The organism is Pseudomonas peli (genome assembly GCF_900099645.1).
GTDB lineage: Bacteria > Pseudomonadota > Gammaproteobacteria > Pseudomonadales > Pseudomonadaceae > Aquipseudomonas > Aquipseudomonas peli.
Window position 1 is genome coordinate 559994 of record NZ_FMTL01000001.1, and the last position, 18969, is coordinate 578962.

The window sequence follows — 18969 nt, forward strand, 5'->3', positions numbered from 1 at the left end:
TTTGAATATTTATACTGGCGGGTATAGTAAAAATAGCAAACTCACTAGTCCAGTATTAAAAACGACCAATGCCAAACAAAGTGTTGCCACCCAGCGGCCCCGGCCGACCCAAAGATCTGGCCAAGCGCAAAGCCATTCTGGAAGCGGCGAAGACCCTGTTTCTTAGCAATGGTTATGACGGTAGCAGCATGGACGCAATTGCCGCGGAAGCCGGGGTTTCCAAGCTCACGGTGTACAGCCACTTCACTGACAAGGAGAAGCTGTTCGCTGAAGCCGTGAAGTCCAAATGCGAAGAGCAACTACCCGAGCTGCTCTTCGAACTGGATGACCAGGTACCTATTGCGCAGACGCTGCTGAACATTGGTCGCGGCTTTAACCTGCTGATCAACAGCCGTGAGTCCGTGGAGCTGCACAGGGTGATGGTGAGCCTGGCGGCGCAGGACTCGACGCTGTCGCGGATGTTCTATGAAGCCGGCCCACAGCGTGTGCTGTACGGCATGGAAGAGCTGCTACGCAGCGCCGACCAGAGCGGCAAGCTGCGCGTACCCGACCCGCTGAGCGCTGCCGATCAGTTCTTCTGCCTGATCAAGGGCGGCGCCAACTTCCGTCTGCTGATCGGCTGTGGCGAGGCCCTGCAAGGCAACGAGGCCGAAGCCCATGTGCGCGATGCGGTAGACGTCTTTCTGCGCGCCTTCCGCGCCAAGTAGCGCAAAGCGTCGCCAGCGTTACTCGCTGGCGGCTTGCAGCTTCTTCTTCGGGTAGATGTCGTAGCGGCTGGATTTACCTTCCAGGGCATAGCCCGGCTTGGCGCCTTCAATCAGCGGGGCCTTGCGCGGGCGCTTGACTACCACCCGATGGCTGGCCAGATTCAGCGCCGCTTCAAGCAATGCGGGCGCATCCAGGTCATCGCCAACAAAGGGCCGGAACAGGCGCATCTCCTTCTTCACCAGCGCGCTCTTGTCGCGGTGTGGAAACATCGGGTCGAGGTAGATCACCTGCGGCGGCTCGCCCTGCCAGGCGCGCATTAGCTCGATGGCATTACCGTTGAGCAGCTGCATCTGCGCAGCAATCGGCGCCACATCGCGATCCAGCGCCGCACGCGCGAGACCATCCTCAAGCAGCGCGGCAATCAGCGGCTGGCGCTCGATCAAGGTCATGCGGCAACCCAGACTGGCCAGAACAAAGGCATCGCGCCCCAAACCGGCCGTGGCATCCAGCACAGTCGGACGCACCCCTGCCTGCACCCCAACCGCCTTGGCGATCATCTGCCCGCTGCCGCCGCCGAACAGCCGGCGATGCGCCACCGCGCCTTCGACAAAATCCACTCTCACCGGCCCCGGCGCTTGCGGGCCCAGCTCCACCAGCTGCAAGCCGCCCTCACCCAGTTGCAGGGCAAACTCGCTGTCGCCCTCCAGCGGTAAACCCAGGCGCGCGGCCCATGTTTCAGCTGACGCCTGCAGATGGGGAGCCAGGGCTTGCATACGAATTCTGGCTATTAGCCGCTCATCACTCATCAGAAAATGTGCTCAAAAATCACTCAATTGACTGCAAAAGCAGCCGATAACCTGCTCGAGCGGCATTTTGCCAGACCCGGCAGTTTCCAGCCGCACCGAGTTCGCCATGTTCGATGTAATTTCCGCCCCACGCAGCGTCGCGCCGTCGGCCGCCAACACCAGCTCCATCAGCGAGACGCTGGATGAAGGCAAACGCGCATCCCTGGATTATCAGATTCTGCGCCGCACCCTGATGCCCGATGAGGTGGAGACCCAAGCACCTGCCAGCCCGCCGGAAACACCCAGCGAGCCACCCGCCGTCACCGCCCAGGCCAGTGATTTTCAGGAAATGGCAGCCCAGCGCGAGCTGGAGCTGAACGTCAACATCAACGCCGAACCGAAGAAAACCGATCCACTGGTGCTCGATCTGGCCGGTAACGGCTTCAGCACCAGCGGCCTGGCCCGCTCGGTACGCTTCGATCTGGATGCCGACGGGAAGCTCGACCAGATCAGCGTGCCCACCGGCGACGATGCCCTGCTCGCTTATGACCGCAACGCTAACGGCCGCATTGATGATGGTCGCGAGCTGTTTGGCGACCAGAATGGCGCAGCCAACGGCTTTGCCGAACTGCGCAAATACGATGACAACGGCGATGGCCGTATCGACAGCCAGGATGCGATCTTCGAACGCCTGAGCCTGCTGCGCTTCGATGCCCAAGGACGGCAGTCGAGCCAGTCGCTAAGCCAGGCCGGCGTCAGCGCCATCGACCTGCAAGCGCGTGACGTGAAGATTGCCCTGGGCGCCTACGACGAAATCGCCCAACTCGGCCGCTTCGAATTCGCCGACGGCCGCAGCGGCCAGGCTGCCGACCTATTGTTGGCGCAGCGTTAAGCCGCTACTTAACGGCACATGCGCCATAACCCCATATCCACATGAAAGTGGTCACGATGGGCCGCGTTGTATTCCGGCCCCAGCGTGGTGTTAAAGCGCCGACAAGCCCCCTGCTGCACCTGGCGTAGAAACTCGGCGTTCTTGCCCTCTTTGGGCCAATCCTGCAGCACGCTGATGCGCCGCCCATCAGCCAGGCGAAACCCGACGATATCCAGCGCATTGGCCGAGGCATGCTGGCTACGCCGCTGACTGCCAGCAATGGTACGGCAGGCAAAGCTGCCCACATGCTCAACCCGCGCCACGCGCTGACCAAACACGGACTGGGCTGTTGGCTGCAAGTCATGCTGCTCGAACAGGGCAAAGGCCGCCGCCAGCGGGCAACTGGCGATAAAGCTGCTGCTGAAAGCAACTCCGGAGCTGTGTACGCGCAGGGTATTGTTCAGCGGGCACGCCACCTCTGGGCTGCTGTCGGCTTGCGGGGTAAAGCGCAGTGATGAGGTGTTCAAGGCCTGCTGGCACAGCGCGGGATCATCCTGCAGCCGCCAGAGTTTGAAGCTGGTCAGCAGGTTCGGCGTCTCGCGAATATCCAGCACTGCCCAGGGATTCCAGCGCGGCGGCACATCCAGCCAGCCACGCCAAATCGCCAGCAACAGGCCGGCGAGCACTACACAGAGAAGCAGAAAAGCACGGAATAAAGTCATGGAGCGCAGCCTATCAGAGCAGGCCCAACTGCTCGACCTCGTCCTCGACCTGCACCTGAGGTAAGGCTGTCAACCCTGGCAAACGCTGCATCAATTGCTGGTGGAAACGCTGTGCTAGCTGCGGAGCCAGGCGATTATCCGAGGTATGTAGGAAGACGTAGGGCGTGCGCCCTTCTTCGATCCAGCCCGCCACCTTGTCCAACCAAGGCGCCATAAAAGGGTCATTGGCCAGTAACTCGGGATGACCAATAAAGCGCAGCTGCGGGGCCTGGCTAAAGGCAGTGGGCCGCAGCGGCAGACGCGGTTTCTTGGCCTGCGCATGCAATACGGCTGGCGCGCTGGATACACAGCTGAACAACGCCCGCGAATCCAGACAGATGCGCTCAATACCACGGCCATGCAGTAGACGATTAAGGCTGCGTTCTTCCTCGCCCTTGGCAAAGAACGCCGGATGACGCACCTCGACGGCCAGCGCCTCGGCCTGCCAAGGCTCGATAAAAGCGCTCAGCTCCGCCAGGCGCTGCGGGCCGAAGCTTGCTGGCAGTTGCAGCCAGAACGGCGCGACCCGCTTACCCAACGGCGCCAATAGGCGGCGAAAATCGTCGCTGGCGCTCAGCTGGTCACGCAGGTCGCCGTTATGACTGATGTCGCGCGGTAGCTTGGCGCAAAAGCGCAGATGCGCCGGCATACGCTCGGCCCAACGGGCCACGGTATCGACGGAAGGCTTTGCGTAGAAGGTGGTATTGCCCTCAACGGCATTGAACACCTGGGCATACAACGGCAGAAAGTCGGCGCTGCGACTGCCTTCTGGATATAAAGAACCGCGCCAGGCTGGCTCGCTCCATGACGGGCAACCGAGGTAGTAAGGCAAGATCAATTCGAAGACCGTTGAGAAAGGTAGCGAGCAAAGACGAAATCAGCTGAGGGAAGCAGTGTACGAGTTGTAGATGAGTACGACGAGGCTGATATCAACGCGGCATGGCCGAGCGCAGTAGTTTCGCAGGGGGGCTAGGCGTAGAGGTCGAGGCCCATAACCTGCTGGGCATCCGCCTCGCTGGCGAAACTGGCGGTTGAGCTGTAGCTGGCCAACGCCTGGGCGGCGCGGTTGTTCAATGGCGGTTGATACAGCTGGTCTTGCAGGCGCGAAGGCAGGCTGTCGCTGCTGGCATTACTGGCTTCAACCTTGCGCGTTTGGGCTACTGGTTCAAAGCCCTGGGTGCTGGCGGGTGATGCAGGCTGCTCGCGACGCTCCTCAATCTCGCGCTGTGCTTCGCGAAATGGCGTAACCGCAGAGCCCGAGCGGGCACTGCGGTCTGGCGAATAAGAGGAGGTAAAACCGTCGATACGCATCAGTTACTGCTCGGCTTGCTTAGCCAACGATGGATACAAGTGTTGGCAATTTAGCCCCCGTAGACCGGCTTGGCAATCAAGCGCGGTGCAACGCGGCAATATGCGCGACAGAAGGTGGCTGGTACCCAGCGGTTTAAACCGAGGCTTTGGGCGTGGCCACTTGATCCCGTAGGTAAACCGGCTGCGCCAGGTCAGCGTCCAGCGACTCACCACGCGCCCAGGCAAAGCGCGCCAGGCTGAGCAGGTCTTCAGCATGCGGCAGCATGGCGGCATCCTGCCCGCTGACCGCAACTGGAATACGCGCTGCAAAGGTGCCCCAACCAGTACCGGCAGCAAACCAGTCGCCGCTAGCATAACCCGGCAGGCTGGCACGTTCCGGAGGCAATACAGCCTCGACGCCGGCCAGGCGCATTTCGCCCTGCTCAGCGCGGTAGCAGCCCCAATAGACTTCATCCATACGTGCATCAATGGCTGCAGCCACCTGCTGCGCGCCATGCTCACGCAAGCTGCGCTGCGCCAGCCCGGCCAGATTGGAAACAGGCAGCACCGGACGCTCCAGGGCAAACGCCAACCCCTGCACCACGCCAATGGCAATCCGCACACCGGTAAAAGCGCCAGGACCGCGGCCAAAGGCAATTGCGTCGAGCGCCGACAATGGCACCTCGGCATCGGCTAGCAGCTGCTTGATCATGGGCAGCAGACGCTGGGCGTGCAGGCGCGGAATCACTTCGTAGTGGCTGAGTACCTGACCGTTATGCAGCAGGGCAACGGAGCAGGCTTCGGTGGCAGTATCCAGGGCCAGGAGAGTGGTCATTGCAGTCGGACAGGTGACGAAATGGACGGGCATTAGACAGGCTTGAGGCATTTTTTTCCAGCGCAATCACTGCCGCCCGCGCCTGTCACGCGAGCGAACTCACAGCACCACAAGCCTGCAGCGAGCCACAACAGGCCCGCTGCTGACTGACTAAAGCGTGCTTACCAAGGCTGAATAACGGTCTTGGCATCCCAACCTTGCAACGGCGCTTTGGACCAGGTGCCGTAACTCGCGTTGGGGAAGACGATCCATTCGGTGCCCCATTTGCCTGCTTCGGAGGCCACGGTAGCGCGTTGATCGGCGAGCGGCGTCTTGCGGAAACGCGCATCGAAGTCATGCAGGGTGTCACCCAGCAGCAACACGATCTGATGATCTGCACTGACAATGGCGCGACGCTCCACCTTAGGCGGCCCCAGCAACAGCACGCTTTCTTCAGAGATTTGCGGCAGCCCGAGCTTGCTCAGCGTGGCCAGGGTGTACTTCTTCTGCTCATCGGCGCGATCGGAGATGTAGCGAATGGTCACCCCGAGCTTGTCGGCGTGCTCAAGAAATTGCTTCGCACCTGGAATCAGCGCAGGGGTACCGTCACGCTCCCAAGGCAACCAGGTGTCCCAGGCGTCATAGGTGTGACAGTTGGCCAGATCACGCGCAAGCAGGGCGCTGTTATCAATAACGGTTTCATCCAGGTCGGTAACGATGGCCAGCTTGGACGGATCTTTCGCTGCGGCCACTGCCGCATCCAGCTTCAGCGTCGCGATGTTGTACGCCTGCAGCTGCAGGGCCTGAACTTCCGCCGATTGCTGCTGGAAGCGCAGCCCCATGGTGAACTCGGCAACGCTGCAATCGGTCTTGGCCTTCGCCGGAGTCTCGGCGAAGGTCACAGGACTCCCCACCAGCGCTAACGCAAGGCCCAACCAGATGGCACTCTTTGCTGTTTTCTCGGTCATTGAATGCGCTCTCTTCCTTCGTATGAGTAAAGGCTTAATGCCTACAACCAGTCCATCTTGGTATAGACCAAGCCGATGCTAACTTAGGCGAGCAAGGTTACTGTTCCATGAACGACGCTCAGCGAGTCCAGCGCGCCAACCGCAGAAACGACAACGGCCCGCAAAAGCGGGCCGTTGGCTGACTGCAGCAAGGCTTAGCTGAGCGCAGCAAGCACCTTGGCAGTGATCTCGTCGACCGAGCCAACGCCTGCGATGGCGCTGTACTTCGGCGTGCCGTCAGCGGCAGCGAGCTTCTGATAGAAGTCCACCAGTGGTTTGGTCTGCGAGTGGTAGACCGACAGGCGATGACGTACGGTTTCTTCTTTGTCGTCATCACGCTGGATCAGCGCTTCACCGGTTTCATCGTCAATACCGGCGACTTTCGGCGGATTGTGCTCGGTGTGGTAGACGCGGCCCGATGCAGGGTGCACGCGACGACCCGCGATACGGCCGACGATTTCTTCGTCATCAACGGCAATTTCGACCACGTTGTCGATGACCACGCCGGCTTCCTTCAGGGCTTCAGCCTGAGGAATGGTGCGCGGGAAACCATCAAAGAGGAAACCATTGGCGCAATCGGCTTGGGCGATGCGCTCTTTGACCAGATTGATGATCAGGTCATCGGAGACCAGACCACCGCTGTCCATCACGCTTTTGGCAACCAGGCCCAATTCAGTGCCAGCCTTGACCGCAGCACGCAGCATGTCACCGGTGGAGATTTGCGGAATACCAAACTTCTTGGTGATGAAACCAGCTTGGGTACCTTTACCGGCACCGGGCGCCCCCAGCAAAATCACGCGCATCGATGTGCTCCTCAAGATTTAAGTAAAAATCGTCGGACTCGCCTCGTGGGGCCAATCTCAGAATTGTTCAAGCAGCGCTGCCAAACTGGGCCAGAGTGCCGAAAGGCCGCTCAAGATACACAGCGCACCCATAGCGCACAAGCCACCGAAAGTCGGATACACCTGCGACCACCTCTGAAAGGTAGTGCTTTCGCCAGCGCACTACATATGCACCAGCGAAAGCCCCCTCCGCCCTCTGCAATACGCCTAGCCGGTGTTACGTAACCCCGCCGCAATTCCCGCCACACTGACCAGCAAGGCCTGTTCCAGAGGGCTGTCGGCCTGATTGTCGCGCAGCCGGGAGCGTGCTAGTAGCTCGGCCTGGAGCAGGTGTAGCGGGTCCAGGTAGGTGTTGCGCACACTGATCGACTCCAGGGTTTCCGGGCTGTGCGCCAAGAGCTGCGACTGCCCGGTCAAACCCAGCACTGCGACCACCGCCTGCGACAATAGGCCGCGTAGATGCTCACCCAGCGGACGCAGGGCTGGCTCGACCAACCGCTCGTCATACAACTGGGCGATGGACTCGTCAGCCTTGGCCAGCACCATCTCCAGCATGTCGATACGGGTGCGAAAGAACGGCCAGTGCTCGCGCATCTGCCCGAGCAGCTCGCCTTCGCCGCGCTGCAAGGCATTGTCCAGCGCCGCTTCCCAGCCCAGCCAGGCCGGCAGCATCAGGCGCGTTTGCGTCCAGGCGAAAATCCACGGAATCGCGCGCAGGCTCTCGACGCCACCCTCGCGACGCTTGGCCGGGCGGCTGCCCAGAGGCAAGCGGCCCAACTCCTGCTCCGGCGTAGCCTGGCGGAAATAGTCGACGAATAACGGGTGTTCGCGCACCACCGCGCGGTAGGCGCTGACGCCATCGCTGGCCAGTTTGTCCATCAGCTCGCGCCAGGCCGGTTCCGGGCTGGGCGGCGGTAACAAGGTGGCTTCCAACACTGCCGCCAGGTAGAGATTGAGGTTTTGTTCGGCGATATCTGGCAGGCCGAATTTGAAACGAATCATTTCACCCTGCTCGGTGGTGCGGAAACGCCCCGTCACCGAACCGGGCGGCTGCGACAGAATCGCCGCATGTGCCGGGCCACCGCCACGCCCCACCGTACCGCCGCGGCCGTGAAACAGCAGCAGCTCGACATCCTGTTCACGGCACACCTGCACCAGGGTTTCCTGGGCACGGTACTGCGCCCAGGCCGCCGCAGTGGTGCCAGCGTCCTTGGCGGAGTCGGAGTAACCGATCATCACTTCCTGCGGCCCGTGCAAGCGCGCGCGGTAGCCATGCAGCGCCAGCAGCCGGCTGATCACCGGACCGGCGTTGTCCAGATCGGCGAGGGTTTCAAACAGCGGCACCACGCGCATCGGCCGTTGCAACCCGGCTTCCTTGAGTAGCAGTTGCACTGCCAGCACATCGGAAGCCGCACCGGCCATGGAGATCACGTAGGAACCCAGGGATGCGGCAGGCGCACTGGCCACTTCACGGCAGGTGGCCAGCACCTCCGCGGTTTCGCCGCTGGGTTTGAAATGCCCCGGCAGCAGCGGCCGGCGGTTTTCCAGCTCTTTCAGTAGAAACGCCAGGCGCGCCTCTTCATCCCACTCGGCGTAACGGCCCAGGCCGAGATAATCGGTGATTTCGCTCATGGCGGCGGCGTGGCGGCTGGAGTCCTGACGCACATCCAGACGCACCAGAAACAGCCCGAAGGTCGCCGCGCGGCGCAGGCAATCGAGCAACGGGCCATCAGCGATCACGCCCATGCCGCATTCATGCAGCGACTGGTAACACAGGGTCAACGGCTCCAGCAGCTCGCGATTGTCCTGCAGCACGGCTGCAGACGTCGGCACGTGTTCATGCAGCGCGGCCTGAGCCCAGCTGCGGGTGGCGCGCAGACGCTCACGCAGCTGCTTGAGCAGGCTGCGATAGGGCTCGGCGCTCTCGCCTACCCGCGCCAGCAGCGCCGGGCTTGCCTTCTGCATGGACAGATCGGCGGCCAGGTTATCGACATCGCGCAAGTACAGATCCGCCGCCATCCAGCGCGCCAGCAGCAGCACTTCGCGGGTAATGCTTGCGGTGACATTCGGGTTGCCGTCACGGTCGCCGCCCATCCACGAGGCGAAGCGAATCGGTGCGGCGTCAAGCGGCAGGTGCAACCCGGTGGCGCTATGCAGCACCTGATCGGCCTTGCGCAGCACATTGGGGATGGCATGCCAGAGCGAATGCTCGATCACCGCAAAGCCCCATTTGGCTTCATCCACCGGGCTGGGCCGGCTGCGGCGGATTTCCTCGGTGTGCCAGGCTTCGGCAATCAGCCGTTGCAGGCGCTGTTTGACCTGCTCACGCTCGGCCGCCGAAAGGTCACTATGGTCGCCGGCCGCCAACTGTTCGGCCATTGCATCGTATTTCTGAATCAGGGTGCGCCGCGCCACTTCGGTGGGGTGTGCGGTCAGCACCAGCTCGATATCCAGGCGGCCGAACTGACGGGCCAGCGCATCGCCTTTGTGGCCGTTGCTGGATAACCGCTGCAGTAGATCGGCAAGCATATTGTCTTCAAACGGCTGCGCTTCACCCGGCGCGCGGCGGCGTACACGGTGGTACTGCTCGGCGATATTGGCCAGGTTGAGAAATTGGTTGAACGCCCGCGCCACCGGCAGCAGCTCGTCATCATCCAGTTGATTGAGGGTTGCACTGAGTTGCTCTGCACCCTCCTGCGAACCGCGGCGCGAGGCCTTAGCGCCCTTGCGAATGCGCTCAATCTTGTCGAGAAAGGCAGCGCCATGCTGCACGCTGATGGTGTTACCCAGTAGTTCGCCGAGCTGGTGGACGTCCTCGCGCAGACGCGCGTCGATTTCTGCCATGAGTGTTGCCTCCGCTGATCCTGCCTCCAGAGTGCCCAGCGCGCCAACTTCTTACAAGTGCGCGACGCTGCGGCCGCACTTATCGGGGCAGGCACTAGTCTGAGTTAAGCAAGCCCAGCCCAGACTCACAGGGCGGGCACAGAACAGACACGAGGTCATCATGAAGATTCGCGAGCTTGTTCAGCACTGGCAGGAGAATGCCCAAGGGCGGCTGAGCGCAACGCCTTATCAGATACGACTCGACCTGGAAGCCGAAGCGCGCCTGGCGGCCCTGCAGGAGATGTACCCCAAGCACCACATTGAAGAGCTGCTCGGGGAATTGCTCGGTGCCGCGCTTGATGAGCTGGAGGCCAGCCTGCCCTATGTTCAGGGCAGCAAAGTGGTGGCCAGCGATGAACAGGGCGACCCGCTGTATGAAGACATCGGCCTCACACCGCGCTTCCTCGCCCTGTCACGCCGACATTTGCAGCGCCTCAGCGAACAGCAAAAGCAGACGGACTGAGGTTATTGGCCTTCGCTGCAGCGCACAGCCTGCTTGCGGCGGTCGACGAGCACGCCGCTCAGCCCCTTCTGCTCCAGGTCAAACATCACCAGTACGCCATCAATGCACTGGGCGACTTGGCTGGCAGGTTTGAGGGAGACTTTATAGTCCTCGCCCGGCACCGTCTTAAGCATGGTGAACTCGGACAGCAGTAACGCATCTTCTGGCTTGGCGATGTGCAGATAGCCGTAATAGCTGAGCACAGCCACCGTGGCGCAGATGCTGCCAATACCGGTGAGGATCAGCGGGATGGGGTTAACTTCACTCATAACAGGCTCTCGGATTTTTCAGTTAGCGTGCTAAGCACAGGCGGCGCAGCTTGCAGCAAACATTCACGCCTGCAAAGGCCCAGATTGCCGCATCATTTGCCGCCAGCGCGTACTTCCTCGCGTGCTTTGAACGTCGCTTCATAGATGCGCTCGGCCAGGCGCGAGAACGGCAGGCTCTGCACCCACACCGTACCAGTGCCCTTGAGCGTAGCGAGGAGGATCCCCTCGCCGCCGAACAGCATGCTTTTCAGGCCGCCAGCCAGGGCGATGTCGTAATCAATGCCACTGGTAAAAGCCACCAGACAGCCAGTGTCCAGACGCAGGGTTTCGTTATTCAGTTCCTTGCGAATGACCGTGCCACCGGCATGCACAAAGGCCAGGCCGTCACCTTCGAGCTTCTGCAGAATAAACCCTTCACCACCGAAGAAACCGGCGCCCAGACGCTTGTTAAAGCTGATGCCGACTGCCGTGCCATAGGCGGCGCAGAGAAAGGCATCTTTCTGGCAAATCAGCGTACCGCCATGCTCCGCCAACTGGATCGGCACCACGGTGCCGGGATAAGGCGCCGCAAACGCTACCCGCGCCGGGGTTTTACCGGCATTGGAGAAGTGCGTCATAAACAGCGATTCACCGGTCAGCATGCGCTTGCCCATGCCCCACAGCTTGCCCAGCAAGCCCGTGGCCGCGCCATCGCCCATGCGTGTTTCAAAGCGGATGCCATCGGTCATGTAATTCATCACGCCAGCTTCGGCGATCACTGTTTCGCCCGGATCGAGAATGATCTCCACGCTCTGCGCAGAGGCGCCGAGGATTTCGTAGTCGAGTTGATGACTGGGCATGCGCAGCTCCTGTTAATGCGGGAAGAGCAACCCGGATTTCATCCGGGCTACGAATCGTCTATTAAAGGGCTAGGAGCGTCACGAGCGAAGGTTAGGCAAGGCGCGCAAGATCTGAAAAGCGGAGTTTACGACTGTAAATGAGCATTTTTCAGGTCGTGCGCAACGCTGCATACCCGAGCGCAGTAGCTCCTAGAGGATATTGGCGTAGTCGGCTTCGATCCGATCCAAACTCAGGTGATTGAGGAAGTTGGAGAAACACATCCAGGCCGACAGCGAGTTGAGATCACTGAACTGCGGTGGCAGGTACTTGGGCGCAACAACCAACCCCTCATCCACCAGCTGACGCAAGGAGCGCATGTCTTCCAGGGTGGTCTTGCCGCAGAACAGCAGCGGAATCTGCTCCAGCTTGCCTTTGCGCACAGCCAGCTGGATGTAGTTGTAAATCATGATGAAGCCTTTCAAGTAGGACAGGTCCTTGGTGAAAGGCAGGCCGTTGGGGGTGGAACCGCGGAACACTCGGTTGGCGTTGCTGTAGCTCTGCTCCTGGCTAAAACCCTGCTCGCGGTAGAAGTCGAACACTTGCAGGAAATCGGCGCCCTCTTCGGCCATGTGAATGGCGCGGGTGCGGTTGGTCAGCTTGCGTAAACGGGTTGGGTAGGAGGCAAAGGTGATCACCTCCATCAGGATTGCCAGGCCTTCCTGGGTCACCGTGGACGAGGGCGGGCCCTTGGCCAGAAAGGTGCAAACCGGCTGGCTCAGACCATTCAGGGTGGTCGCCACGTGCACCAGGCCCTCGTGCACTTCCAGGGCTTTTACATCGCGCTCATTGAACATCGCATCGGCGCGGATCTTGATGTAGTCGGCACCGGCGGCCGCATCGGCGAGAATACCGTCAGACTCAAACACCCGAATGGTGCCCTCCTCCTCGCCAAACACCTTGTTCAGGCGCTGTTGCAGCAGGTTGACGGCCTCTTTGGCGGTCAGGGTCTTGGCTTCATCCTTGAGGTCGCCGCGCTTGTCGATGTTATTCAGGAAGTCGGAAAACATCAGGCCCAGGTCGGCCAGGGTTGGATCGCCGGCATGGAAGGCGTCGGAAGCCGCACCGTAGAGTTCCTGGCTGATCAGGCCAAAGTCCTCGGTGCCGCGTGCTTCGAGCATGCGAATAACCATGCGGTACTCGCGGCACATGCGCCGCATGATCTTGCCCACCGGGTTGAACTGGCCAAGCTGGCGAGTGATGTCGCGCTCGATATTCTGGAATTCCAGCTTCTTCGCCGCCGCATCAAAGGGCAGCGGCCGGTTGGCGTAGTAGGCGCGGTCAACGGCTGGCAGTTTCTTGCCTTTGTGCTTGAGAAACTCGCTACGGATCGAGTCGTCCCATTTCACCGCATCCAGCACGCGAATCGGCGTCTGCGCGTCGACTAGACGGTCGGACAGCGCGCGCACGATCAGCTGATAATCGTCCAACCCGGTATGACTGTTCATGCTTTCCTCACCACAACCTGCTAGTCACCCGCCCGCTGATAACGCGCGACTTCGATAAACACATCCGAATTGGCCTGATCGTCGAGATAGCTGAACACCTGCTCCAGCGGGCTGCTGATCAGCACGCCATCGCCTTCTGCACCATCAATCACCTCGCCCTGTAAGGCACCTTGCTCCAACTCTTGAAGGATGCGGTCGACATCCAGGTTGTAGATCACCAGCTCATTGCTGGTGGTCAGCTCAAAACCGGCGATGGCGAAGTTCGCCCCCAGGCTTTTCGGCAACCCTGCAGAGAGGTACCAGCGGCGGCCATGATGGGCCACGGTAAAGCCGTACTCCTCGACGCTGTCGAGGTTGTCCAGGCTGTCGACATAGGCCCGCGCCTTGTAAACGTTAGAGCCAGAGCGGGTAATTTGCAGATACAGCTGCTCGCCCCACTCATTCTTGCGCGACCACTCGCCAAGCAAGGGAATCGGGGCTGCTTCATTGGCGGGAATCGGGTCCTTGAAGGTTACCAGACAGCCACCAAGCAACAGGAAGGACACGGCAAGCAGCGCGCGCCAGGCTTTCATTCAGCTCTCCTTGTGAACGGATTGACCGGGTTACAAGCCCAGTACCAGATGCATATAACGTTTAAGCATGGCCAACATCTCTTCACTGTCTAGATGATCAACGCCATCAAGCAGGCCCTGATACTCCATGCGCACAATAATCGCCGTCAAGAGCTTGGCATCCTGCTCTGCTTGTTGTGAGCCCAGTACTTCAAAGAAGTGCGTCACGCCCTGCAGCAGAATCTGCCGATGGGCCCGCAACAGTTCATGCAGGCGTGGGTTAAGCAAGGCCTCCTGCTGGAAGGCCTGCTCGGCCAGCAGGTGCTCACGGCGGGTCAGCAATTGCTGACGCACGTACTCCACCGCCAACCGGGCGATTTCATTGGCCAGCCGACGACGCGCCTCGGCGCTGCCGTCCAAACGACTGACCTGCTCACGCAGCAGCCCTTCGGTGCCACTCCAGAACTGGCCCATATGCGCCGCACTGCGCTCGACGAACTGGGCGAAGGTGTCGGTGATCAGGTCATTGATGTCTTTGAAGTAATAGGTAGTCGCCGACAGCGGCACTTCGGCCTCGGCGGCCACAGCGCGGTGCCGAACAGCACGCACGCCTTCACGCACGATAATACGCATGGCGGCATCGAGAATGGCCTGGCGGCGCTGTTCACTGCCCTGTCGGCTGGCTTTGCGGCCTTGGTATTGCACGCTCTCGGCGACGGCGTTGGCCACCAGGGTGGCGCTTTCTTGGGCAGGCTTGGCTGTCACAGCAAGACGATCCTCTGTCGTTTATTCAAGATTACTAATGACTTAGTCAGTAAATCTCAAAAATAATCCATCTGCAGACAATAAAAAGCCAGGCAATAAAAAGCCGCCCGGAGGCGGCTTAGCAACATCAGGCCTGCGGGCGCATGTGCGGGAACAGGATCACGTCGCGAATCGATGGTGAATTGGTCAGCAGCATCACCAAACGGTCGATACCAATACCCTCACCAGCGGTCGGCGGCATGCCGTACTCCAGGGCCCGGACGAAGTCGGCGTCGTAGTGCATGGCTTCGTCGTCACCAGCGTCCTTGTCGGCCACTTGCTGCATAAAGCGCGCAGCCTGATCTTCGGCATCGTTGAGCTCGGAGTAGGCGTTGGCGATCTCGCGGCCACCGATAAACAGCTCGAAGCGGTCAGTAACGCTCGGATCATCATCACTGCGACGGGCCAGCGGCGACACTTCAAACGGGTAGCGCGTAATGAAGTGAGGCTGCTCCAGCTTGTGCTCGACCAGCTCTTCGAAAATCATCACCTGCAGTTTGCCCAGACCTTCAAAACCCAGCACCTTGGCGCCGGCCTTCTTGGCGATGGCACGGGCCTTGTCGATGTCGGTCAGGTCGGCAGCAGTCAGCTCAGGGTTGTACTTGAGGATCGAGTCGAACACCGACAAGCGCACAAACGGCTCGCCGAAGTGGAACACTTTGTCGCCATAAGGCACGTCGGTGGTGCCGAGTACCAGCTGAGCCAGCTCGCGGAACAGCTCCTCGGTCAGGTCCATGTTGTCTTCGTAGTCGGCGTAAGCCTGGTAGAACTCCAACATGGTGAATTCCGGGTTATGCCGAGTCGAGACACCTTCGTTACGGAAGTTGCGGTTGATCTCGAAGACCTTCTCGAAGCCACCCACCACCAGACGCTTGAGGTAAAGCTCCGGGGCAATACGCAGGAACATCTGCATATCCAGGGCGTTGTGATGCGTCTCGAACGGCTTTGCCGCTGCGCCACCTGGGATGGTCTGCAGCATCGGCGTTTCCACTTCGAGGAAGTCGCGCTTCATCAGAAAGCTGCGGATATGCGCGATAACCTGCGAGCGAACGCGGAACGTCTGGCGCACGTCTTCGTTGACGATAAGGTCAACGTAGCGCTGACGGTAGCGCTGCTCGGTATCGCTCAGGCCATGGTGCTTGTCCGGCAGCGGGCGCAGCGACTTGGTCAGCAGGCGCACGTCGGTCATTTCCACGTACAGGTCGCCCTTGCCGGAACGGGCCAGGGTGCCAACGGCGGAGATGATGTCGCCCATGTCCCAGGTTTTCACCGCGGCCAGGGTTTCTTCCGACAGGGTCTTGCGGTTGACGTAGACCTGGATGCGCCCGGTCATGTCTTGAATCACCATGAACGAGCCACGGTTGAGCATGATGCGCCCAGCCACTTTGACCGGAATGGCCGCCTCGGCCAGCTCTTCCTTGCTCGATTCGGCGTACCGTTTCTGCAGGTCGGCGCAGTAGTTGTCACGGCGGAAATCATTTGGGAAGGCATTGCCCTGTTCACGGATAGCAGCAAGCTTTTCCTTGCGCTGGGCAACCAGCTTGTTTTCTTCCTGTTGCAGGTCGTGCTGGTCGAGTTGTTGGTCGCTCATGGTCATCGGTTTCCGTCACGGGTTCGTCACCTCCCCGCACAGGGGGAGGAACTGAAAGGTCTTACAGGCCCTGTTTCAGGCTGGCTTCGAGGTATTCGTCGATATCGCCGTCGAGCACCTTGTCGCAATCGCTGCGTTCGATGTTGGTCCGCAGATCCTTGATCCGCGAAGCATCGAGCACATAGGAGCGGATCTGGTGGCCCCAGCCAATATCCGACTTGGTCTCTTCCAGCGCCTGGGAGGCAGCGTTGCGCTTCTGCACTTCCTGCTCGTACAAGCGCGCACGCAACATCTTCATTGCGGTGTCTTTGTTGGCATGCTGTGAGCGTTCGTTCTGGCACGCCACCACGGTGTTGGTTGGTACGTGGGTGATACGTACCGCCGAGTCGGTGGTGTTTACGTGCTGACCACCGGCACCAGAGGAGCGATAGGTGTCGATGCGCAGGTCAGCCGGGTTGATCTCGATCTCGATGTTGTCATCGATTTCTGGCGAGACGAACACCGCCGAAAACGAGGTGTGGCGACGGTTGCCAGAGTCGAACGGACTCTTGCGCACCAAACGGTGCACGCCGATCTCGGTACGCAGCCAGCCAAAGGCATATTCACCCTTGATGTGCACGGTCGCGCCCTTGATCCCAGCGACTTCGCCGGCAGACAGTTCAACGATCTCGGCGCTGAAGCCACGTTTGTCAGCCCAGCGCAGATACATGCGCAATAGGATGTTGGCCCAGTCCTGCGCCTCGGTGCCGCCGGAGCCGGCCTGAATGTCGAGGTAGGCGTTGTTCATGTCCATGTCGCCGCTGAACATACGGCGGAATTCCAGCTTCTCGAGAATGCCGCGCAGGCGCTCGACTTCGCTGACGATATCGCTCACCGCACCTTCGTCGTTTTCTTCGACGGCCATATCGAGCAGGTCGCGCGAGTCGGCCAGACTGCCAGTAAGATCGTCGATGGTCTCGACGATCTGCGCCAGCATGGCGCGTTCGCGGCCCAGGTTCTGTGCGTATTCGGGGTTGTTCCAGACGTTAGCGTCTTCGAGTTCGCGGTTTACTTCGACCAGACGATCATGCTTGTGATCGTAGTCAAAGATACCCCCGAATAGTCTGGGTGCGCTCGGACAGGTCCTTGATGCTATTAAGGATCGGGTTGATTTCCATGGCTGGCAGCACTCGTAGGTCAAACTTTCGGAAAAGCCGGCGAGTATACCCCACTCGAATCCGCCCTTGCAGCCCGCAATTGGCGCTGGCGCACAGCCATGCAGACCAACGGCGCACTATACTCAAACTCATCTGTACACTGCCTACCCGCCCTCAGGAGCCGTCGTGCCATGACTTCATCGCACAGCCTGCGTAGCCGCTTCGCAATTCTGATCGCCCTGCTGGTCGCCAGCCTGAGCTGGTTGCTCGGCACCCTGATTGGCCATGACGCCAGCCAGCGCATCCGTGAGGAAGTGGGCCGCGACCTCGCTGAAGTCTCCTTCATGATGGTCGATCGCCTAGACCGCGACATGCAGAGCCGCGCCGCCATGCTGCAGGTGATCGGCAAACTGCGCGCCCTGCGCCAGCCAGACGATATTGTTGAAGTACGCGTGTTGCTTGATCGCCTGCAAACCGAGTTCCCGAGCATCGCCTGGATCGGTTTTACCGATACCCAGGGCACGGTGCTGGCCTCGAGCGATGGCGTACTTGAGGGCGCCAGCATCGGCCAGCGCCCCGTATTCCTCGAAGCACAGAAAAACGTATTTATCGGCGATGTGCATGAAGCCGTGCTGCTGGCCAAACTGTTGCCCAACCCAACCGGTGAGGCCATGAAATTCGTTGATATCAGCCTGCCGGTGTTTGCCACAGACGGCAGCCTGGTGGGCGTGTTGGCCTCGCACCTGTCCTGGTCGTGGGCTGACGAAGTGCGCCGGGCCATTCTCGAACCGATCCAGAAACGCCGTAATGTCGAGTTCTTTGTGATCGGCAAGGACCGCACGATCCTCCTGGCGCCCAAAGACATGATCGGCCAACGCCTGCACCTGCCCGCCCTTAACGAAGTGACGCAACGCGATGACCTGTGGGCCGTGCAGGAATGGCCGGACGGCAAGCAGTACCTCACCGGCCTGGCGCTGAGCCAAGGTCACATGGATTACAAAGGGCTGGGCTGGACAGTAATTGCCCGCCAACCGCTGGACGAAGCCTACGCTCCAGCGCGCGAAACCACGCTCTACATTCTGCTTTGGGGCAGCGTCCTGGCGCTGCTGTTTGCGCTATTGGGTTGGCTGATCACCGGCTACTTCACCCGCCCCTTGCGGCAGATCGCCGAGGCAGCGGACCGCCTCAGCGCTGGAGAAATCAGTGTGATACCGGAGCTAAAAAGCACCCGGGAGATCGAAGCACTCAGCAACTCGATCCGCCATTTGGTGGAGAGCCTGACCCACCAGCAAAACGCCCTCGGCGTCATGGAAAATCTCGCCCACCACGACGCCCTCACCGGCCTGCCCAACCGCGTCGCCTTGGAAAGCTACCTGCCACGCGCCCAGCAACGCAGCCAAGCCGGCAGCAATTGCCTGGCGTTGTTCTACCTGGACCTGGATGGTTTCAAACCGATCAACGATCAGTTCGGCCATGCGGCGGGCGACCAACTGCTGCGTGAGGTGGCGGTGCGGCTGCGCAGCTGCCTGCGTGAGGGCGACCTGGTCGCACGTCTGGGCGGCGATGAGTTCCTGATGGTGCTTTCAGTGCCCAGCAGCGAAGCGCTGCCACAGGCACAGCTGGTAGCCGAGCGCACCCTGGCGGCGCTGAGTGCGCCGGTTGATCTGGGCAACAATCAGGTCAAGGTTGGCTGCAGCATCGGTGGCGCGCTTTGGCCGTTGGACAGCAGCAACTTGGCCGAAGCCTTGGAGCTGGCCGACCAGGCGTTGTACCGGGCTAAACATGCTGGCAAGAACTGCGCGGTGTTCCACACGGCCTACAAACACTGAGG

19 protein-coding genes are annotated in these 18969 nt (G+C 60.6%); 4 read left to right on the forward strand and 15 right to left on the reverse strand.

Annotated features, from left to right (window positions below; genetic code table 11):
- Positions 1–68: 68 nt before the first annotated feature.
- Complete coding sequence (locus BLO50_RS02775; protein ID WP_090248525.1) at positions 69–707, forward strand: TetR/AcrR family transcriptional regulator; 639 nt, start codon at positions 69–71, stop codon at positions 705–707.
- A gap of 18 nt (positions 708–725) precedes the next feature.
- Here BLO50_RS02775 and BLO50_RS02780 read toward each other — a convergent pair whose 3' ends face one another.
- On the reverse strand, positions 726–1514 hold the full coding sequence (locus tag BLO50_RS02780; RefSeq protein ID WP_090248527.1) for a class I SAM-dependent methyltransferase: 789 nt from the start codon (positions 1512–1514) through the stop codon (positions 726–728).
- A gap of 106 nt (positions 1515–1620) precedes the next feature.
- Here BLO50_RS02780 and BLO50_RS02785 point away from each other — a divergent pair, with 106 nt between their 5' ends.
- Complete coding sequence (locus BLO50_RS02785; RefSeq protein ID WP_244152831.1) at positions 1621–2385, forward strand: hypothetical protein; 765 nt, start codon at positions 1621–1623, stop codon at positions 2383–2385.
- Positions 2386–2393: 8 nt separating this feature from the next.
- On the opposite strand, the gene BLO50_RS02790 is transcribed toward BLO50_RS02785, so the two are convergent.
- The 7 genes from BLO50_RS02790 to ppc form a co-directional block, all read right to left on the reverse strand.
- Positions 2394–3086: an extensin-like domain-containing protein gene (locus BLO50_RS02790; RefSeq protein WP_090248528.1), complete on the reverse strand. Its 693-nt coding sequence runs from the start codon at positions 3084–3086 to the stop codon at positions 2394–2396.
- Between the two features lie 13 nt (positions 3087–3099).
- Complete coding sequence (locus BLO50_RS02795; RefSeq protein ID WP_090251167.1) at positions 3100–3960, reverse strand: DUF72 domain-containing protein; 861 nt, start codon at positions 3958–3960, stop codon at positions 3100–3102.
- A 134-nt stretch (positions 3961–4094) separates the two neighbouring features.
- Positions 4095–4436, reverse strand: coding sequence for a hypothetical protein (locus BLO50_RS02800; protein WP_090248529.1), 342 nt, complete (start codon positions 4434–4436; stop codon positions 4095–4097).
- A gap of 133 nt (positions 4437–4569) precedes the next feature.
- Positions 4570–5250 carry a tRNA (adenosine(37)-N6)-threonylcarbamoyltransferase complex dimerization subunit type 1 TsaB gene (tsaB, locus tag BLO50_RS02805; protein ID WP_090251170.1) on the reverse strand — a complete coding sequence of 227 codons (681 nt, stop codon included), beginning with the start codon at positions 5248–5250 and terminating at the stop codon, positions 4570–4572.
- A 161-nt stretch (positions 5251–5411) separates the two neighbouring features.
- Positions 5412–6197 carry a 5'-nucleotidase, lipoprotein e(P4) family gene (locus BLO50_RS02810; RefSeq protein ID WP_090248530.1) on the reverse strand — a complete coding sequence of 262 codons (786 nt, stop codon included), beginning with the start codon at positions 6195–6197 and terminating at the stop codon, positions 5412–5414.
- 194 nt (positions 6198–6391) lie between these two features.
- Positions 6392–7039 carry an adenylate kinase gene (adk, locus tag BLO50_RS02815; RefSeq protein WP_090248532.1) on the reverse strand — a complete coding sequence of 216 codons (648 nt, stop codon included), beginning with the start codon at positions 7037–7039 and terminating at the stop codon, positions 6392–6394.
- Between the two features lie 246 nt (positions 7040–7285).
- Complete coding sequence (gene ppc / locus BLO50_RS02820; protein ID WP_090248534.1) at positions 7286–9922, reverse strand: phosphoenolpyruvate carboxylase; 2637 nt, start codon at positions 9920–9922, stop codon at positions 7286–7288.
- A 160-nt stretch (positions 9923–10082) separates the two neighbouring features.
- Here ppc and BLO50_RS02825 point away from each other — a divergent pair, with 160 nt between their 5' ends.
- Positions 10083–10424, forward strand: coding sequence for a pilin assembly protein (locus tag BLO50_RS02825; RefSeq protein ID WP_090248535.1), 342 nt, complete (start codon positions 10083–10085; stop codon positions 10422–10424).
- 2 nt (positions 10425–10426) lie between these two features.
- Here the strand turns inward: BLO50_RS02825 and BLO50_RS02830 are convergent, their stop codons facing one another.
- From BLO50_RS02830 to prfB, 7 genes are all read right to left on the reverse strand, one after another.
- The gene (locus BLO50_RS02830; RefSeq protein ID WP_090248537.1) at positions 10427–10732 is read right to left on the reverse strand and encodes a PA3694 family proteiin; all 306 of its coding nucleotides are present in this window, start codon (positions 10730–10732) and stop codon (positions 10427–10429) included.
- A gap of 92 nt (positions 10733–10824) precedes the next feature.
- A complete protein-coding gene (locus BLO50_RS02835) occupies positions 10825–11571 on the reverse strand; it encodes a TIGR00266 family protein (RefSeq protein ID WP_090248539.1) in 747 nt (248 codons plus the stop codon).
- Positions 11572–11760: 189 nt separating this feature from the next.
- A complete protein-coding gene (locus tag BLO50_RS02840; protein ID WP_090248540.1) occupies positions 11761–13056 on the reverse strand; it encodes a flavohemoglobin expression-modulating QEGLA motif protein in 1296 nt (431 codons plus the stop codon).
- 20 nt (positions 13057–13076) lie between these two features.
- Positions 13077–13628, reverse strand: coding sequence for a hypothetical protein (locus tag BLO50_RS02845; RefSeq protein ID WP_090248542.1), 552 nt, complete (start codon positions 13626–13628; stop codon positions 13077–13079).
- Between the two features lie 30 nt (positions 13629–13658).
- Positions 13659–14372, reverse strand: a complete 714-nt coding sequence (locus BLO50_RS02850) for a TetR/AcrR family transcriptional regulator (protein ID WP_090248544.1) — start codon at positions 14370–14372, stop codon at positions 13659–13661.
- A 127-nt stretch (positions 14373–14499) separates the two neighbouring features.
- Positions 14500–16002, reverse strand: a complete 1503-nt coding sequence (gene lysS / locus BLO50_RS02855) for a lysine--tRNA ligase (protein ID WP_090251173.1) — start codon at positions 16000–16002, stop codon at positions 14500–14502.
- A 61-nt stretch (positions 16003–16063) separates the two neighbouring features.
- Positions 16064–17159, reverse strand: a protein-coding gene (gene prfB, locus BLO50_RS02860) for a peptide chain release factor 2 (protein WP_143003794.1) whose coding sequence is annotated in 2 segments (ribosomal slippage) — positions 16064–17086 and positions 17088–17159 — 1095 coding nt in all. Because the reading frame shifts where the segments join, the coding sequence is not laid out codon by codon here.
- A 170-nt stretch (positions 17160–17329) separates the two neighbouring features.
- On the opposite strand from prfB, the gene BLO50_RS02865 reads away from it, so the two are divergent.
- Positions 17330–18967 carry a diguanylate cyclase domain-containing protein gene (locus BLO50_RS02865; protein WP_090248545.1) on the forward strand — a complete coding sequence of 546 codons (1638 nt, stop codon included), beginning with the start codon at positions 17330–17332 and terminating at the stop codon, positions 18965–18967.
- The last annotated feature ends 2 nt before the right edge of the window (positions 18968–18969 follow it).

Bases quoted from the DNA above. Each gene is read 5' to 3' on its own strand.
- BLO50_RS02775 (WP_090248525.1), top strand. From the start codon at position 69: ATGCCAAACAAAGTGTTGCCACCCAGCGGCCCCGGCCGACCCAAAGAT.
- BLO50_RS02780 (WP_090248527.1), bottom strand. From the start codon at position 1,514: ATGAGTGATGAGCGGCTAATAGCCAGAATTCGTATGCAAGCCCTGGCT.
- BLO50_RS02785 (WP_244152831.1), top strand. From the start codon at position 1,621: ATGTTCGATGTAATTTCCGCCCCACGCAGCGTCGCGCCGTCGGCCGCC.
- BLO50_RS02790 (WP_090248528.1), bottom strand. From the start codon at position 3,086: ATGACTTTATTCCGTGCTTTTCTGCTTCTCTGTGTAGTGCTCGCCGGC.
- BLO50_RS02800 (WP_090248529.1), bottom strand. From the start codon at position 4,436: ATGCGTATCGACGGTTTTACCTCCTCTTATTCGCCAGACCGCAGTGCC.
- tsaB (WP_090251170.1), bottom strand. From the start codon at position 5,250: ATGACCACTCTCCTGGCCCTGGATACTGCCACCGAAGCCTGCTCCGTT.
- BLO50_RS02810 (WP_090248530.1), bottom strand. From the start codon at position 6,197: ATGACCGAGAAAACAGCAAAGAGTGCCATCTGGTTGGGCCTTGCGTTA.
- adk (WP_090248532.1), bottom strand. From the start codon at position 7,039: ATGCGCGTGATTTTGCTGGGGGCGCCCGGTGCCGGTAAAGGTACCCAA.
- ppc (WP_090248534.1), bottom strand. From the start codon at position 9,922: ATGGCAGAAATCGACGCGCGTCTGCGCGAGGACGTCCACCAGCTCGGC.
- BLO50_RS02825 (WP_090248535.1), top strand. From the start codon at position 10,083: ATGAAGATTCGCGAGCTTGTTCAGCACTGGCAGGAGAATGCCCAAGGG.
- BLO50_RS02830 (WP_090248537.1), bottom strand. From the start codon at position 10,732: ATGAGTGAAGTTAACCCCATCCCGCTGATCCTCACCGGTATTGGCAGC.
- BLO50_RS02835 (WP_090248539.1), bottom strand. From the start codon at position 11,571: ATGCCCAGTCATCAACTCGACTACGAAATCCTCGGCGCCTCTGCGCAG.
- BLO50_RS02840 (WP_090248540.1), bottom strand. From the start codon at position 13,056: ATGAACAGTCATACCGGGTTGGACGATTATCAGCTGATCGTGCGCGCG.
- BLO50_RS02845 (WP_090248542.1), bottom strand. From the start codon at position 13,628: ATGAAAGCCTGGCGCGCGCTGCTTGCCGTGTCCTTCCTGTTGCTTGGT.
- lysS (WP_090251173.1), bottom strand. From the start codon at position 16,002: ATGAGCGACCAACAACTCGACCAGCACGACCTGCAACAGGAAGAAAAC.
- BLO50_RS02865 (WP_090248545.1), top strand. From the start codon at position 17,330: ATGACTTCATCGCACAGCCTGCGTAGCCGCTTCGCAATTCTGATCGCC.